Genomic DNA, 15,735 nt, shown 5'->3' on the forward strand with positions numbered 1-15,735 from the left:
GGAGGACTATGCCGAACCACGGTCGATCCAGATCGGGTGCGCGGCTCGAAATCTCGCGTGCTCCGGCGTTCCGACGGAACGCTTTTCCATATGGAATCGTCCGGTTACCGGCGGCGCTGCGCCGCCGCTGGGAGAGAAAGCTGCCTAAAAGGTATGCATTCGGCATCTTTAGCGGCGCGCGACGCGCACGAGAGAGTGAAAACCGCTCAACTATCTGTGAGATAATCGGAATTCTTCCGGCGCATGTCGATTTGTCGCAGCGATGTGCGCCGGCGTGAGGTCTAGGCCCTTGCCTGCGAACCAACGTTCCGGACTGCCCGTGCCCTTCGTCGACACCCGCAGCCTGTCGGACACGAAAGAGGCATACGCTTGATATATCTAAGAAAACCGCTGCTGGCAGCGGGGTGTGCACTTGCGCTCTCCGGATGCCGCTACGATGTTCTGTCGCCGCAGGGCTGGGTCGGCGGGCAGGAACGCAACCTGCTGATCATCTCGACCCTTCTCATGCTGATCGTCATTCTTCCGGTCCTGTTCATGGCCGTCTATTTCCCGCTGAGATACCGCGCCGACCGCAGCGATACCTCCGATTACGACCCGAGTTTCGAGCATTCCAACAAGCTCGAAGCGGTGGTCTGGGGCGTTCCGGTGCTGATCGTCGCGGCGCTGGGCTGGTACACCTATGTCTATACCCACCGGCTCGACCCCTATCGCCCGCTCGATCATCTCGAAGCCGGCGCGCCCGTTGAGGTGCAGGCGGTCTCGCTCGACTGGAAATGGCTCTTTATCTACCCCGAACTGGGCGTGGCCTCGGTCAACGAACTGGCGATCCCGGCCGGGCGTCCGGTGAATTTCAGCCTGACCTCGTCGACCGTGATGAACACGCTGTCGATCCCGGCGCTGGGCGGCATGGTCTATTCCATGGCGGGGATGGAGACCAAGCTGCACCTGATCGCCGACAGCGAGGGCACGTTCCAGGGCCGGTCTGCGCATTACTCCGGTCCCGGGTTCTCGGACATGGTGTTCGAGACAAAGGCGCTCGGCGAGGACGATTTCGAAGCCTGGGTCGCCGGGCTGCGCGAGACGGGTACGCCGCTTGACCGCGACAGCTATCTGGCGCTGGAAAAGCCCTCCATCGACGCGCCGGTGAGCTATTTCGCCTCCGTCGAGGACGGGCTTTTCGACCGCATCGTCAATCTCTGTGTCGAGGCCGGCAAGGTCTGCATGAAGGACATGATGATGTCCGACAGCATGGGCGGCGGCGGGCTGGAGGGCATCGGCGATGCAGCCGCCTACAGCCATGACCGCGCCCGCGCCATCGACGGGTTCGGCGCCCCCATCACCCTGCCGGAACCGGCAGCGACTTCCCATCACGAGAGCGCCCGCGAAGAGGCGCTGCTGACCGTGCCCGGCCTGATCTGCGGCCCCGGCGTGGACGGCCAGGAGGACAGCATCCATGTTAACTGAGACCGCACAACCGAGCCCGTCGCCGATCTTCGGGCGCCTGACGCTCGACTGGATCCCCTATCACGAGCCGATCCTTGTCGGCACCTTTGCCGGCGTTGCGCTGGGCGGGCTGCTGGTGCTGGCGCTGATGAGCTATTTCCGCCTCTGGGGGCCGCTCTGGCGGAACTGGGTGACCACCGTCGATCACAAGAAGATCGGCATCATGTACATGATCCTGGGCTTCATCATGATGGTGCGCGGCTTTGCCGACGCGCTGATGATGCGGCTTCAGCAGGCCATGGCCGCCGGCGGGGTCGAGGGCTATCTGCCGTCGCACCACTACGACCAGGTCTTTACCGCCCATGGCGTGATCATGATCTTTTTCGTCGCCATGGCCTTTGTCACCGGGCTGATGAACTATGTCATGCCGCTCCAGATCGGCGCGCGTGACGTGGCCTTTCCCTTCCTCAACAACTTCTCGTTCTGGATGACCGTCGCGGGCGCGCTGCTGGTCAATATCTCGCTTTTCATCGGTGAGTTCGCGCGGGTCGGCTGGCTGGCCTTTCCACCCTTGTCGGGGGCGAGTTACAGCACCGGGCCGGGGATGGACTACTATCTCTGGGCGTTGCAGATCGCCGGCGTGGGCACCACGCTTTCCGGCATCAACATGATCGCCACGGTGCTCAAGATGCGCGCGCCGGGCATGAAGCTCATGGACATGCCGATCTTTGCCTGGACCTCGCTGATCACCAACGTGCTGATCGTCGCCGCCTTCCCGGTGCTGACCGCCACGCTCGCGCTGCTGACGCTCGACCGCTATCTCGGGTTCCACTTCTTCACCAATGATTTCGGTGGGAACGCGATGATGTATATCAACCTGATCTGGGTCTGGGGTCACCCGGAGGTCTATATCCTCATCATCCCCTGTTTCGGCGTCATCTCCGAGGTCGTGGCGACCTTCTCGGGCAAGCCGATCTTTGGGTATCGCACGATGGTCTGGGCCACCGCCTGCATCATGGTGCTGAGCTTTGTCGTCTGGCTGCACCACTTCTTCACCATGGGTTCGGGTGCCAGCGTGAACACCTTCTTCGGCATCACTACGATGATCATCGCGGTGCCCACGGGGGTGAAGATCTTCAACTGGCTCTTCACCATGTACAAGGGCCGGGTGCGGCTCGAAGTGCCGATGCTCTGGGTGATCGGCTTTCTCGTGACCTTCACCATCGGCGGCATGTCCGGGGTTCTGCTGGCGGTGCCGCCGGTCGATTTCCAACTGCACAACACGCTGTTCCTGATCGCGCATTTCCACAATGTGATCATCGGCGGGGTGGTCTTTGCGGTCTATGCCGCCGTCACCTACTGGTGGCCCAAGGCCTTCGGCTTCCGGCTCGACGACACATGGGGGCGGCGCAGCTTCTGGTTCTGGTTCGTAGGCTTCTACTTTGCCTTCATGCCGCTCTACGCGCTGGGGCTGATGGGGGTCACGCGCCGGATGAACGCCTATCCCGATGCCGGCTGGCAGCCCTATTTCATCGTCGCGGCCTTTGGCGCGGTGCTGATCCTGCTGGGCATCCTGTCGACCTTCGCCGGATTCTACGTCTCGATCCGTGACCGCAAGCGGCTGGCCTGCGGCCGCGATCCCTGGGACGCGCGCACGCTGGAATGGGCCACGCAATCGCCGCCGGCGCCCTATAACTTCCCCGAAGACATCCGGATCGTCGGGCGCGAAGCCTTCTGGCACATGAAGCAGACCGGCTTCACATGGTCCGGGCATTACCGCCCGATCCATATGCCCAAAAACACCGCGACCGGCGCGCTGATCTCCGCCGCCGCGCTGGTCTTCGGCTTTGCCATGGTCTGGTACATCTGGTGGCTCGCGCTCCTGAGCTTTGCCGCGATGCTGGCTTTGGGCATCGCCCACACCTTCAACTACAACCGCGATTACCACATTCCCAGCGATGAGGTGACCGCCACCGAACTGAAAGGAGCGGCCGCATGACCCCGCGCGACGCCGAGCTTGCTCTGCCCGACGGGCCCGCGCCCCACGCCCATGCGGTGGGCCATGACGGGGCCGAGCATCACCACGCCAGCCCGACCCCCATCGGGTTCTGGATCTACCTGATGAGCGACTGCATCATCTTCGGGGCGCTCTTTGCCACCTATGCGGTGCTCGGCGGCAGCTATGCCGGCGGGCCCGCGCCCAAGGATCTGTTCGAGCCGGGCTTCGTCGCCATCGAAACCGCGCTGCTGCTGATCTCCTCCGTCACCTTCGGCGTGGCGATGTTGCAGGCGGAAAAGCGCAAGCGCGACACAACGCTGATGTGGCTGGCGGTGACCGGGCTCTTTGGCGCGGGCTTCATCGGCATGGAGCTTTACGAGTTCCGCCACCTGATCCATATCGGCGCCGGGCCGGACCGCTCGGCCTTCCTGTCGTCCTTCTTCGCGCTGGTGGCCACGCACGGGCTGCACGTCACGGGCGGGATCATCTGGCTGGTGACGCTGATGGCGCAGATCCGCATGCACGGGCTCATCGAGGCCAATATGCGCCGCCTCTCGACGCTCTCGATGTTCTGGCACTTCCTCGATCTCGTCTGGATCGGCGTGTTTTCCTTTGTCTATCTGGTGAGGCTGGTCTGATGTCGTCACACACGCATACCGCATCGCATGGCACCATGGGGCAGCTGATGATCGGCTTCGGCCTCGCGGCGCTGCTGACCATCATTCCCTTCGGCCTCGTCATGGGCGAGGTCGAAATGAGCCGCAGCACGCTTGTGGGCATCATCATGGGGCTGGGCGCGGTGCAGATCCTCGTGCATCTGGTCTATTTCCTGCATCTCAGCCGCTCCTCCGAGGAAGGCTGGACGCTGTCCGCCAGCATCTTCGCGGTGATCATCCTCGCCATCGTGCTCGCCGGCTCGCTCTGGGTCATGCACAATATGAACGAGAACATGATGCCGATGCCCGAGATGCATCGGCAGATCGAGCAGATGAAGAGCCTTCAGGCGCAGGAGGGATGAACATCCCCCTCTCCGGAACGGGGCCCTCCGGGGCCCCGGCACGCGCCCGGGTCGGGATGCGCCTGATCCTCGCCGGGCTGGTCGCCGCGCTGCTCTTCGCGGGGTTCTCGGGGCTCGGTCTCTGGCAGATCCGCCGCCTGCACTGGAAGCGCGACCTGATCGCGCGGGTCGACGCCCGTGTCCATGCCGCCCCGGTGGCGGCGCCCGGCGCCGCCGACTGGCTGGGTATCACGGCGGCGCGCGACGAATACCGGCGCGTCGCCCTCTCCGGGCGCTTTCTCAACGATGAGGAGGTGCTGATCTACACCCCCTCCGATTACGGCCCCGCCGACTGGGTGCTGACGCCGCTGCGGCGCGACGATGACAGCATCGTCATGGTCAATCGCGGGCTGGTGCCGCAGGCGCTCGCCGAGGCCGGGCAGTTCGACCGCGATGCGGGCCGCGTGACCGTCACCGGCCTGCTGCGGATCTCCGAGGATGAGGGCTGGCTCTTCTCGCGCGCCAACGATCCCGAGAACCAGCGCTGGTATCGCCGCGATATCGGCTCGATCACCCAGGCGAAGGGGTTCGCGACCGCCGCCCCCTATTTCGTCGATGCCGAGGGGGTCGACCCGCAGGGCTGGCCGCGCGGCGGGCAGACGGTCGTGCGCTTTCGCAACGCCCATCTCAGCTACGCGCTGACCTGGTTCGCCCTCGCCGCACTGACGCTCGCCGGCTTCGCCCTGCTGCTCCGCCAGGAGCTGCGGCGCCCGCCCGACACCTGACCAAACAAAGGCGCGGCCCCTTATGAGTGCCGCGCCCGCATCTTCATCTTTCTGCAAATACTCAACCCCGGCGCCGCAGGCGCCGCGCTCAGCCCATACGCTCGGAGGCGTAGCTGCCCGGCGAGGCCGGGAACACCACCGTCTTGTTGCCATTGAGGAAAACCCGCCGGTGGATATGCGCGTGGATCGCGCGGGCCAGCACCGAGGCTTCCACATCGCGGCCCAGCGACACGTAGTCTTCCGGCGATTGCGCATGCGTCACCCGCACCGTGTCCTGCTCGATGATCGGGCCTTCGTCGAGATCGGCGGTCACGTAATGCGAGGTCGCCCCGATCAGCTTCACGCCACGCTCGAACGCCTGCTTGTACGGGTTCGCCCCCTTGAAGCTCGGCAGGAAGGAGTGGTGGATATTGATGATCCGCCCCGACATCTTCTGACACATCTCGTCCGAGAGGATCTGCATGTAGCGCGCCAGCACCACCAGCTCGGCGCCGGTTTCCTCGACCACCTCCATGATGCGGCGCTCGGCCTGCGGCTTGTTCTCCTTGGTGACCTTGATGCAGTGGAACGGGATGTCGTGGTTCACCACGACTTTCTGGTAATCCATATGGTTCGAGATCACCGCCACGATGTCGATCGGCAGCGCGCCGATGCGCCAGCGATAGAGCAGGTCGTTGAGACAATGGCCGAAGCGCGAGACCATGATGATGACTTTCATCTTCTGGCTCTCGTCGTGGAAGGCATAGTCCATGCCGAAGCCCTTCGCGGTCTCGGCAAAGCGCGCCTCAAGCTCTGCCCGCGTCGCGCCGGTTTCCGGGGTCATGCTGACCCGCATAAAGAAATTGCCGGTCTCGAAATCGTCGAACTGGGCGCTGTCGGTGATATTGCAGCCCTGTTCGGCAAGGAAACTGGCGATGGCGGCCACGATGCCGCGGGTCGAGCGGCAGGTCACGGTGAGGGCGATCTTGGTCATTCCGGTGTCTCCAGTCGGTGTGCGGCCTGCGTCAGCGCGTGCCAGAGCGATCCCGCCGCCGAGCGCATGCCCAGCACACTCAGCCGGTCTTCGCTGCGGCGCAGGACAAAGACGCTCATGTGATGCAGCCCGGTGCGGGTGGCGCGGCCCGGGGCCAGCGCGTCCGGCGGCAGGTTGACGAGTTTCTCTGCCAGCCGCAGGAGCGGTGCCGCGCCTTGGGACGAGGCGATCTCGAACGCGGCCCAGCCATCGGTCTGCTCGGTCACCGACGCGCCCGGCGCCTCGGCGGCCAGCGCTGCGGTGAAATCCTCCTCCGCCCGGCCCGGCGCCTCGATCATCCATTGCCCAGGGCCTGTCCAGAACGCCGCCACGCCGGTGCCGGCGCGCCAGGCGCCGGGGCCGGGCAGGGTCAGCCCGAAGGGGCTGGGCTCGCGCTGACCCCGGCGCAGCGCCAGCGAGGCCAGCGCGAGCCCGGGGTCTTCGCTCAGGGTCAGCGCGCCATGGCGGATGCGGCGCGGTGCCGGGGCGCCGAGCGCGGTGAGGGGGGCGAGATCATGCACGGAGACGCTCTCCTTCGGGATCGACGAAATGGGCCGAGACGACGCGCAGCGCCACCTCCTGGCCTTCCAGCGGGTTGGCCGCGACAAGCGCGCTGCCCATGCGTGCCTCGCCCTCCGCGACAAAGCCGAGCGCGATGTGGCTGCCGAGATGCGGCGACCAGCAGGCCGAGGTGATCCAGCCGAGATCGCTTTCGGTGGTCCGCTCGGCGCCGGGCTCGAAGAGATGCGCACCGGCGGGCAGCTTCTGCGCCGGGTCCAGCGGCATCAGCCCGACGAGCCGGCGGCTGTCCGAGACCAGCCCCTCGCGGCGTGACATCACCGCGCCGATGGAGTCCTTCTTGGCCGAAACCATCCGTCCCAGCCCGAGCATCTGCGCGCTGGTCTGGCCGTTGAGCTCCGCACCCGCCGCGTGGCCCTTTTCGATGCGCAGCACCGCCAGCGCCTCGGTGCCGTAGGGCGTGGCGCCGAGATCCCGGCCCAGCTCCATCAGCCGTGCCATCAGCGCGTTGCCGTAGCGCGCGGGCACGGCGATCTCATAGGCCAGTTCGCCGGAGAAGGAGATCCGGAAGAGCCGTGCGCGCAGCCCGCCGCAGATGCTGAGCGCCGCGCAGGCCATGAAGGGAAACGCTTTGTTCGAGAGGTCGAAGTCGTCCACCACCCGCTCCAGCAGCGTCCGCGACTGCGGCCCGGCCACCGCGATCTGTGCCCAGGCGTCGGTGGTGGAGATGAGCTGCACGTCGAGATCGGGCCAGAGGCATTGCCGGGCAAACTCCATCTGGCGATAGACGAGCCCGGCATTGGCGGTGGTGGTGGTGACCACGTAGTGATCCTCGGCCAGCCGTGCGCAGGTGCCGTCGTCATAGGCGACCCCGTCCTCGCGCAGCATCAGCCCATAGCGCACGCGGCCCACCTTCAGCGTGGCCATCGTGTTGGCATAGATCCGGTTGAGGAAGTCGCCCGCATCCGCGCCCTGCACATCCACCTTGCCCAGCGTCGTCACATCGCAGAGCCCGACGCCCGCGCGCACCGCCTTTACCTCGCGGTCGACGCTCTCGCGCCAGTGGGTTTCGCCCGGCCGCGGGAAATACTGCGCCCGCATCCATTGCCCGACCTCGACGAATTCGGCGCCCTGTGACTCGGCCCACGGATGGGTCGGCGTCAGGCGGCGGGGGCGGAACGTCTCGCCGGTATCGCCGCCGCCCAGCACCGAAAGCGCCACCGGCGTGTAGGGCGGGCGGAACACGGTGGTGCCGGTCTGGGGCACGGTCCTGCCGGTGAGTTCGGCCATGACCGCAAGCGCGGTGACATTGGCGGTCTTGCCCTGATCGGTGGCCATGCCGAGCGTCGTCCAGCGTTTCAGATGCTCGACGCTGCGCATGTTCTCGCGATGGGCGAGCGCGATATCCTTCACCGTCACGTCGTTCTGGAAATCCACCCAGGCGCGGCCCTTGCCGGGCACATGCCAGAGCGGTGCGGCGCCGGCGGGGCGGTCTTCGGCCCCGGGCAGCGCGGGCAGCGGTGCCGCGATGTCCAGCGCGGCGAGCGCCTGTTGCGCGGCCTCGGCGCCCGAGCGCAGCGCCGCATGGGGCGTGCCATGGCCGGCAGCGGCCCCGGCGACGGTCATGCCGGGCGGCAGGTCGGCGCCGGGCAGGAAGGTGAGTTGCTCATCGCTCCAGACCGGCTTGCCCCTGTGATGGGCGGTCAGGTGCAGGTTCGGGTTCCAGCCGCCCGAGACCCCCAGCACCGCGCATTCGAGCCACTCGGCGCGGCCCTCGCGGGTCACCTGAATGGAGGACAGTCCAAGCCGCCCCTTGCTGCCGGTGACGCTGGCGCCGGCATAGAGCTGATAGTCGCCGAGGCGGGGTGCGGTCTCGCGCGGGTCGATCACCGCGAGGACGGGCACGCCCTTCTCCAGCAGATCGCGCGCGGTGCGGTGGCCATCGTCGTTATTGGTGAAGATCGCCACGCGGTCGCTCTCGCGCGTCTGCGGTGTCACGCCCCAGCGGTTGGCATAGGCGCGCAGCGCGCCGGCCAGCATCACGCCGGGGCGGTCGTTGCCGGCAAAGGGGATGTGGCGCTCGGTGGCGCCGGCGGCCAGCACAGTGCGTTTCGCGGTGATCCGCCAGAGCGTCTGGCGGATGGAGGCCGGTGTGGCGAGGTGATCGCCCAGCCGCTCCACCGCGCCATATATGCCGTGATCATAGGCACCGAACACCGTGGTGCGGCGCATCAGCCGCAGGTTCGGCAGGCTGTCCAGCTCGGCCTCGACACCGGCCACCCAGTCGGTCGCGGGCGCGCCGTCCAGCCTGTGGCTTTCCATCAGCAACCGCCCGCCGAGGCGGAAATCCTCGTCGGCGAGGATCACCTGCGCGCCGCTGCGCGCTGCCGTCAGCGCGGCAGCCAGGCCCGCCGCACCGCCGCCGATCACCAGCAGGTCGCAATGCAGGAACCCCTTGTCATAGGCATCCGGGTCGGGCGCATCGGCGAGCTTGCCCAGCCCCGCCGCGCGGCGAATGAGCGGCTCGTAGAGCTTTTCCCAGAAATGCGCGGGGTACATGAAGGTCTTGTAATAGAACCCGGCGGCAAAGAACGGCGCGAAGAGATCGTTCACCGCGAGCGCGTCGAAGCCGAGCGAGGGCCAGCGGTTCTGGCTGGTGGCTTCGAGCCCGTCATAGAGCTCGACGCAGGTGGCGCGGGTGTTGGGCTCGGCCCGGGCGCCGCTGCGCAGGGTGACCAGCGCGTTGGGCTCTTCGGAGCCCGCCGAGATCACGCCGCGCGGGCGGTGGTATTTGAAGCTGCGGCCCATCAGTCGCACGCCATTGGCCAGCAGTGCCGAGGCCAGCGTGTCGCCGGGGTGGCCGCGATAGCGCTTGCCGTCGAAGGTGAAGCTGAGCGTCTTGCTGCGGTCGATGAGTCCGCCGGGGATCCGGGTCATGCGCCGCCCCTCCGTTTCACGTCCGAGGCGAGCTCTGCCGAGACGATCTCATGCGTGCGGGTGTCGCGGGTGACCACCAGCCAGGAGCGGTCGCCCTGCTCGTGAAACCACAGCTCGCGATGTTGTCCAGCGGGGTTGTCTCGCAGATAGGTGTAGTCGAAAAACGCCGCCTCATCGCCGCCGTCCGGGCGGTCGAGCAGCGCGGCGTCGCCGAGATAGGTGAATTCCTGCGCGTCGCGGAGGCCGAGAAGGGGGTGGGGGATCAGCATGTCAGCGCCTCAATGAAGGTTCGGCTGGGCGCCAACGCCCTTTTCGTCGATGACATGACCGCGCGCGAAGCGGTCGAGACGGAAGGCGGTGGCGGTGGGGTGCGGGCGACCGGTGGCAAGCAGATGGGCAAAGGCATAGCCCGAGGCCGGCGTCGCCTTGAAGCCGCCATAGCACCAGCCGGCATTGAGATAGAGCCCGTCGATATGGGTGGCGTCGATGATCGGCGAGCCGTCCATCGACATATCCATGATGCCGCCCCAGCTGCGCAGCAGCCGCGCCCGCCCGATGCGCGGCATCAGCGCCATGCCGCCCTCGATCACATCCTCGACCACCGGCAGGTTGCCGCGCTGGGCGTAGGAATTGTAGCCGTCGATATCGCCGCCAAAGACCAGCCCGCCCTTGTCGGACTGGCTGACATAGAAATGCCCGGCGCCAAAGGTGATCACCCCGTCGATACAGGGCTTCAGCCCTTCCGAGACAAAGGCCTGCAACACATGGCTTTCGATGGGCAGGCGCATGCCCGCCTTCGCCATGACCAGCCCCGAAGAGCCCGCCACCGCCACGCCGACCTTCCTGGCGCGGATGGCGCCGCGCGTCGTCTCCAGCCCGCGCACCGCGCCGCCCTCGATGCGAAAGCCGGTCACTTCGCAGTTCTGGATGATGTCGACCCCCTTGCGGTCGGCGCCGCGCGCATAGCCCCAGGCGACACCGTCGTGGCGCGCGGTGCCGGCGCGGCGTTGCAGCAGCCCGCCCTTGATGGGAAAGCGGGCGTTGTCGAAATTGAGGAAGGGATACATGGCGCGCACGCCGTCGCGGTCGAGCAGCTCGGCATCGGCGCCGGCCAGCAGCATGGCATTGCCGCGCCGGCGGAAGGCATCGCGCTGCCCGTCGCTGTGGCAGAGGTTGAGAATGCCGCGCTGGCTGACCATGGCGTTGAAGTTGAATTCTTGCTCCAGCCCTTCCCAGAGCTTCATCGAGAATTCATAGAACGGCTCGTTGCCGGGCAGCAGATAGTTCGAGCGGATGATCGTGGTGTTGCGCCCGATATTGCCGGAGCCGAGCCAGCCCTTCTCCAGCACCGCCACACGCGCCTCGCCGAAGGTATTGGCGAGGTAATAGGCGGTGGCGAGCCCGTGGCCGCCGCCACCGACGATGACGATATCGTATTCCGGCTGCGGTTCGGGATCGCGCCAGAGCGGTTTCCAGCCCTTATGGCCGGTCAGCGCCTCCTTGATGACCCTGAAACCCGAGAAATGCATCGCGGAACTCCCTTCTGCTCCTCTTGTCTTAGCAGGGCGTCATCGCGCATATCTTTCGTACAAGAGACGTAAATTTTCGAAAAAGGGTCACGCCATGGCTGCGCGCCGGATCGGGTTCTGCCTTGTCGAGGGCTATGCGATGATGAGCACCGCCGCCGCGATGGAGCCGCTGCGCGCGGCCAACCTGTTCTCCGACCGACCGCTCTACGAGATCCTGCCGCTTTCGGTCGCCGGCGGGCCGGTGCGCTCTTCGTTACCGGCGGCGATCGAGACCCGCGCGCTGGAGGCGGCGGGCAGCGATTTCGACATGGTCTTTGTCGTGGCGGGAGGCGAGCCGCTGCGCATCCGCGACCGGGCGCTCTATGCCTGGCTGCGGCGGATGGACCGGCTGGGCGTGACGCTCGGCGGGATCTCGGGCGGCTCGGCGGTGCTGGCGCGGGCGGGGCTGATGGACAACCGCCGTTTCACCGTGCACTGGCACCATCTGGACGAGCTGCGCGCCATGTCCGACGGTTTCGCGCTGGAGCGCAGGCTCTATGTGATCGACCGCGACCGCTATACCTGCGCCGGTGGCACGGCGCCGCTCGACATGATGCATGCGATGATCTCTGCCGAGCATGGCGCAGGCTTTGCCCGGCGGATCAGCGACTGGTTCATCCAGACCGAGATCCGCGTCGCCGAGGCGCCGCAGCAGGCGAGCATCGCGGCGCGCTATGGCCCCTTGCCGCGCGCGGTGTCCGAGGCGCTGGAGCTGATGGAATCGCATATCGCCGATCCGTTGGAGCTGGGGCAGATCGCGGCGCTGGTCGGGCTCTCGCCGCGCCAGCTACAGCGCCAGTTCGCGGGCGCGGTGGGGATGTCGGTGATCCGCGCCTATCGCGATATCCGCCTCGGCACTGCGCGGGAGCTGCTGCGCACCTCGCGCATCCGCATCGGCGAGATCGCCCAGATGACCGGCTTTGCCACCCAGGCCGCGTTTTCCGAGGCCTATCGGCAGCGCTATGACGAGGCGCCGCGACAGGCGCGCGACGCCGGGCTCTGAAGGGGCGCGCCTCAGCAGGTCAGAAAGACGACCCTCGCGGTGCTCCGCCTCTGCCGCTCTGCCAGACGCCGCTTGGCGACCTCCAGCTTGTCGCGCGCCGCCTGGAGTTGCAGGATCGCGCGTGCGCGGTTTTCATAGAGCTGCCGGATGCGCGAGCCGGGATTGCCCATCGAGGCACGGTAGGGGCGGGCGGATGCGGGAAACCACCGGGTCATCTCGCCGAGTGCCAGCGTCCAGGCCCTGTCGGCCTCCAGATACCGGCGATAGGTCAGCCGCAGCAGGCGCCGCCGCGTTTTCAGTTCAGACTGCATCTTCTCCTCCGCAGAAACAGGTCTGTGGGCCAAGAATAGCAGGATTTCGGCACTCGTTCAAAGGCGCGGCCGCTAGTGCGGGATTGTTCTGTCCAGAAGCTGCTCGGCCAGAACCCGCGCGGTGCGGGCAAAGCTGGGGTCGCGTGTGTGCTGCGCGGCGACGATGGCACCGTCGATCAGTACCGCAAAGGAGCGCGCGACTTCCTTGACGTCGGGCAGCTCCAGCTCGATCGCCTGAGCGGTCAGCCAGGTCATCAGATGCGCCTTGTGCTTTTCCGCCGCCTGCCGCACCGCGTCATTGCCGGTTTCGAACTCCGCCACCGCGTTGATGAAGGGACAGCCGTAAAAGCCCGGATCGGCGAACCACTCCTCGAGCACGTCGAATACCGCCAGCATGCGCTTGTCCGCCGGCGCCTGAATCCTGGCCAGCTTGCCAAAGAACCAGGAGCGCCAGGCCGCGCCCTCGGCTTCCAGGACGGCCTCGATCAGATCCTGTTTCGATGCGAAATGCTTGTAGAGCGTCGCCTTGGCGGTGCCGGCCCGCTCGATCACCGTGTCGACCCCGGTGGAGGAAAAGCCATGGCGGCAGAACAGCGTCGAGGCGGCAACGAGAATGCGGTCGCGGGCGCTGTGAGGTTCCGACTGCGACATGCTCCACGTCCCGGTCGGCGGGGTGGGGCATGCTGGATCGACGGTCTTTAGCATGAGAAAAATCCTGGCGACTGACCCGCGCAACTATTGCAGGAGTTGGGCTCCGAGGCAAGTAAAGGAGACAGATTCGTTCATCTTTGCGAGGCCTGATGCAGAGTCGCATCAATTTGGCCTTTCGGCGCAAAGGCCGGCGAAGTTGCGATGAAAATGCAGATTATCAGCTAAAAATAGCGCTCAAAATGTAGGCCGGGAATAAATCTCTCTGGTTTGTCGGGCGGAAGGCTTGACGAGAATCGGTATTCGTCACCGAAATGTAGACAGACCTGTTCGTCTTGTTTCGGAGTGAAACGCTGATATGACTTCGCACGCCGCCATCGCGACATCCGCCGCCACGAAGGCCGGGGCCGAGATCCGCAAAACCGCCCCGCGCGGGGCGCATCTCGCCGTCATGGGGCTGAGTCACGCCTATAGAAAGAGCGACGGGCTGGTGCTGGACGACATCAGTTTCGACGTGCGGCCCGGCGATGTTCTCGCGCTTCTCGGGCGTTCGGGCTGTGGCAAGTCGACGCTTTTGCACATGCTCTCGGGGCTGGCCATGCCGAGCGGCGGCGAGGTCGTGATCAACGGCAACACCGTCACCGAGCCCTCGCCGAAATGGGTCATGATGTTTCAGGCGCCATCGCTCTATCCTTGGATGACCGTGGCGCAGAACGCGGCACTCGGACTGCGGTTTTCGCGGCGGGGCCACGAGATCGCGCGCCGCGTGCCCGAGGTGCTGGACCTGGTCGACCTCAAGAGCTTTGCCGGTCGCAATGTGCAGGAGCTGTCCGGTGGCCAGCAACAGCGTGTCGCCCTGGCCCGCTCGCTGGCGACCAATCCCGAGGTGCTGCTGCTCGACGAGCCGTTCTCGGCGCTCGATGCCTTTACCCGCCGGTCGCTCCAGCGCGATGTCCGCGCCATCGCGCGCGATCTCGGACTGACGCTGGTGATCGTCACGCATGACGTGTCCGAGGCGGTGCGCATGGCCGACCGCGTGCTTGTGCTCGACGCCAATCCTGGACGCATTGCCGAGGACACCGGTGTGGCGCTGGACGAGGTGCAGCGCGAAGGCGGCTGCGACCGGTTCAATGCCGAGCATATGCGCCTGATGGATCTCTATACCCGCGTCGCCCATGGCGACCCTGCGGATGCCAGCGACGACAACGAAAAATACTGACAGCGAGGAACGGATGACCGATTGCAAGAAACACGCGCAGCACGATCTGCACGCCGCCTGCTGCGGCCATGACGGGACCGATGAGGGCTTTGACCGTGGTCGCCGCATGACGCTGGACATGCTGGCCGGCGGCGGGCTGGCCGCGATGATGGGGGCGCTGACCGGCGGTCTGCCGATGCCGGCCATGGCGCAGGAGGATGACGTGGTGCGCATCGGTTATCTGCCGATCACCGATGCCACGCCGCTGCTCGTCGCCCATGCCAAGGGGTTCTACGCGGACGAGGGGCTCGAGGCCGAGCGCCCGACGCTGATCCGTGGCTGGTCGCCGCTGATCGAGGCGTTCGTCGCGGGCAAGTTCAACCTCGTGCATTTCCTCAAGCCGATCCCGGTCTGGATGCGCTACAACAACGATTTTCCGGTCAAGGTCATGGCCTGGGCGCATACCAACGGCTCGGCGCTGGTGGTCGGTCGCCACACGGATGTCGAGGATTTCGCGGGCCTTGGCGGCAAGCAGGTCGCGGTGCCGTTCTGGTATTCGATGCACAATATCGTGCTGCAATACGCGCTGCGCGCCAATGGCATCAAGCCGGTGATCAAGGCGCAGGGCGAGCCGCTAGCTGCCGACGAATGCAACCTTCAGGTTCTGCCGCCGCCGGAAATGCCTCCGGCGCTCGCCGCGCGCAAGATCGACGCCTATATCGTGGCCGAACCCTTCAACGCGCTGGGCGAGCTGAAAGCGGGCGCGCGGATGCTGCGCTTCACCGGCGACATCTGGAAGAACCACCCCTGCTGCGTGGTCTGCATGAACGAGCAGGTCACCACGGCCAAGCCGGAATGGACGCAGAAGGTGATGAACGCGGTGGTTCGCGCCTCGGTCTATGCCAGCCAGAACAAGGAAGAGGTCGCCGAGCTGCTGTCGAAGGATGGCGAGGGCTATCTGCCGGCACCCGCGCCGGTGGTGAAGCGTGCGATGACGCTTTACGCCGATGACAGCACCTATCTGGAAACCGGCGCGATCAAGAACGAGGCCGAATACAAGAACGGCCGCATCGACTTCCAGCCCTGGCCCTATCCTTCGGCAACCAAGCTGATCGTCGAAGAGATGAACCAGACCGTGGTTTCGGGCGACGCCACCTTCCTCAGCGGGCTCGATCCCGAGTTCGTGGCGCAGGATCTGGTGAATTATGACTACGTGAAAGCGGCGCTTCAGAAATACCCCGAATGGCAGAACGACCCATCGGTCGATACCGGCGGCGACCCGTTCGTGCGTGAAGAGGTGCTGAAGCTGTGACCT

The 15,735-nt window shown here is 66.0% G+C and carries 15 protein-coding genes; 8 read left to right on the forward strand and 7 right to left on the reverse strand.

Annotated elements, in window-relative coordinates:
* Window positions 1–369: 369 nt before the first annotated feature.
* Genes cyoA through Ga0080574_RS12720 form a run of 5 tightly spaced genes read left to right on the forward strand, consistent with a single transcriptional unit; the run spans window position 370 to window position 5,224 of the window.
* Complete coding sequence (cyoA, locus tag Ga0080574_RS12700) at window positions 370–1,464, forward strand: ubiquinol oxidase subunit II (RefSeq protein WP_076699663.1); 1,095 nt, start codon at window positions 370–372, stop codon at window positions 1,462–1,464.
* A complete protein-coding gene (cyoB, locus tag Ga0080574_RS12705) occupies window positions 1,454–3,442 on the forward strand; it encodes a cytochrome o ubiquinol oxidase subunit I (RefSeq protein WP_076699666.1) in 1,989 nt (662 codons plus the stop codon). Before cyoA ends, cyoB begins: the two co-directional genes overlap by 11 nt.
* Window positions 3,439–4,080, forward strand: a complete 642-nt coding sequence (cyoC, locus tag Ga0080574_RS12710; protein ID WP_076699669.1) for a cytochrome o ubiquinol oxidase subunit III — start codon at window positions 3,439–3,441, stop codon at window positions 4,078–4,080. Before cyoB ends, cyoC begins: the two co-directional genes overlap by 4 nt.
* Window positions 4,080–4,460, forward strand: a complete 381-nt coding sequence (gene cyoD, locus Ga0080574_RS12715; RefSeq protein WP_076699672.1) for a cytochrome o ubiquinol oxidase subunit IV — start codon at window positions 4,080–4,082, stop codon at window positions 4,458–4,460. Before cyoC ends, cyoD begins: the two co-directional genes overlap by 1 nt.
* Window positions 4,457–5,224, forward strand: coding sequence for an SURF1 family protein (locus Ga0080574_RS12720; RefSeq protein WP_076699675.1), 768 nt, complete (start codon window positions 4,457–4,459; stop codon window positions 5,222–5,224). Before cyoD ends, Ga0080574_RS12720 begins: the two co-directional genes overlap by 4 nt.
* An 88-nt stretch (window positions 5,225–5,312) precedes the next feature.
* On the opposite strand, the gene purU is transcribed toward Ga0080574_RS12720, so the two are convergent.
* The 5 genes from purU to Ga0080574_RS12745 are packed head-to-tail and all read right to left on the reverse strand — an operon-like array spanning window position 5,313 to window position 11,221.
* Window positions 5,313–6,197, reverse strand: a complete 885-nt coding sequence (gene purU / locus Ga0080574_RS12725) for a formyltetrahydrofolate deformylase (RefSeq protein WP_076699678.1) — start codon at window positions 6,195–6,197, stop codon at window positions 5,313–5,315.
* Window positions 6,194–6,757 (reverse strand): sarcosine oxidase subunit gamma, encoded by a 564-nt coding sequence (locus tag Ga0080574_RS12730; protein ID WP_076699681.1) that lies wholly within the window; start codon window positions 6,755–6,757, stop codon window positions 6,194–6,196. Before Ga0080574_RS12730 ends, purU begins: the two co-directional genes overlap by 4 nt.
* Entirely contained in the window at window positions 6,750–9,692 is a 2,943-nt protein-coding gene (locus tag Ga0080574_RS12735) for a sarcosine oxidase subunit alpha family protein (protein ID WP_076699683.1), read from the reverse strand. Before Ga0080574_RS12735 ends, Ga0080574_RS12730 begins: the two co-directional genes overlap by 8 nt.
* The gene (locus Ga0080574_RS12740; protein ID WP_076699686.1) at window positions 9,689–9,961 is read right to left on the reverse strand and encodes a sarcosine oxidase subunit delta; all 273 of its coding nucleotides are present in this window, start codon (window positions 9,959–9,961) and stop codon (window positions 9,689–9,691) included. The genes Ga0080574_RS12735 and Ga0080574_RS12740 overlap by 4 nt, the downstream gene beginning before the upstream one ends.
* Before the next feature lie 9 nt (window positions 9,962–9,970).
* Window positions 9,971–11,221, reverse strand: coding sequence for a sarcosine oxidase subunit beta family protein (locus tag Ga0080574_RS12745; protein WP_076699689.1), 1,251 nt, complete (start codon window positions 11,219–11,221; stop codon window positions 9,971–9,973).
* Between the two features lie 94 nt (window positions 11,222–11,315).
* Here Ga0080574_RS12745 and Ga0080574_RS12750 point away from each other — a divergent pair, with 94 nt between their 5' ends.
* On the forward strand, window positions 11,316–12,263 hold the full coding sequence (locus tag Ga0080574_RS12750; protein ID WP_076699692.1) for a GlxA family transcriptional regulator: 948 nt from the start codon (window positions 11,316–11,318) through the stop codon (window positions 12,261–12,263).
* 11 nt (window positions 12,264–12,274) lie between these two features.
* On the opposite strand, the gene Ga0080574_RS12755 is transcribed toward Ga0080574_RS12750, so the two are convergent.
* Window positions 12,275–12,574: a hypothetical protein gene (locus Ga0080574_RS12755; RefSeq protein ID WP_076699695.1), complete on the reverse strand. Its 300-nt coding sequence runs from the start codon at window positions 12,572–12,574 to the stop codon at window positions 12,275–12,277.
* Between the two features lie 72 nt (window positions 12,575–12,646).
* Window positions 12,647–13,225 (reverse strand): TetR/AcrR family transcriptional regulator, encoded by a 579-nt coding sequence (locus Ga0080574_RS12760; protein ID WP_076699698.1) that lies wholly within the window; start codon window positions 13,223–13,225, stop codon window positions 12,647–12,649.
* 355 nt (window positions 13,226–13,580) lie between these two features.
* Here Ga0080574_RS12760 and Ga0080574_RS12765 point away from each other — a divergent pair, with 355 nt between their 5' ends.
* Window positions 13,581–14,441, forward strand: coding sequence for an ABC transporter ATP-binding protein (locus Ga0080574_RS12765; RefSeq protein WP_076699701.1), 861 nt, complete (start codon window positions 13,581–13,583; stop codon window positions 14,439–14,441).
* A gap of 13 nt (window positions 14,442–14,454) precedes the next feature.
* Complete coding sequence (locus Ga0080574_RS12770) at window positions 14,455–15,732, forward strand: ABC transporter substrate-binding protein (RefSeq protein WP_076699704.1); 1,278 nt, start codon at window positions 14,455–14,457, stop codon at window positions 15,730–15,732.
* Window positions 15,733–15,735: the final 3 nt, after the last annotated feature.

Origin of the sequence: Salipiger abyssi, assembly GCF_001975705.1 — a bacterium.
Classification (GTDB): domain Bacteria; phylum Pseudomonadota; class Alphaproteobacteria; order Rhodobacterales; family Rhodobacteraceae; genus Salipiger; species Salipiger abyssi.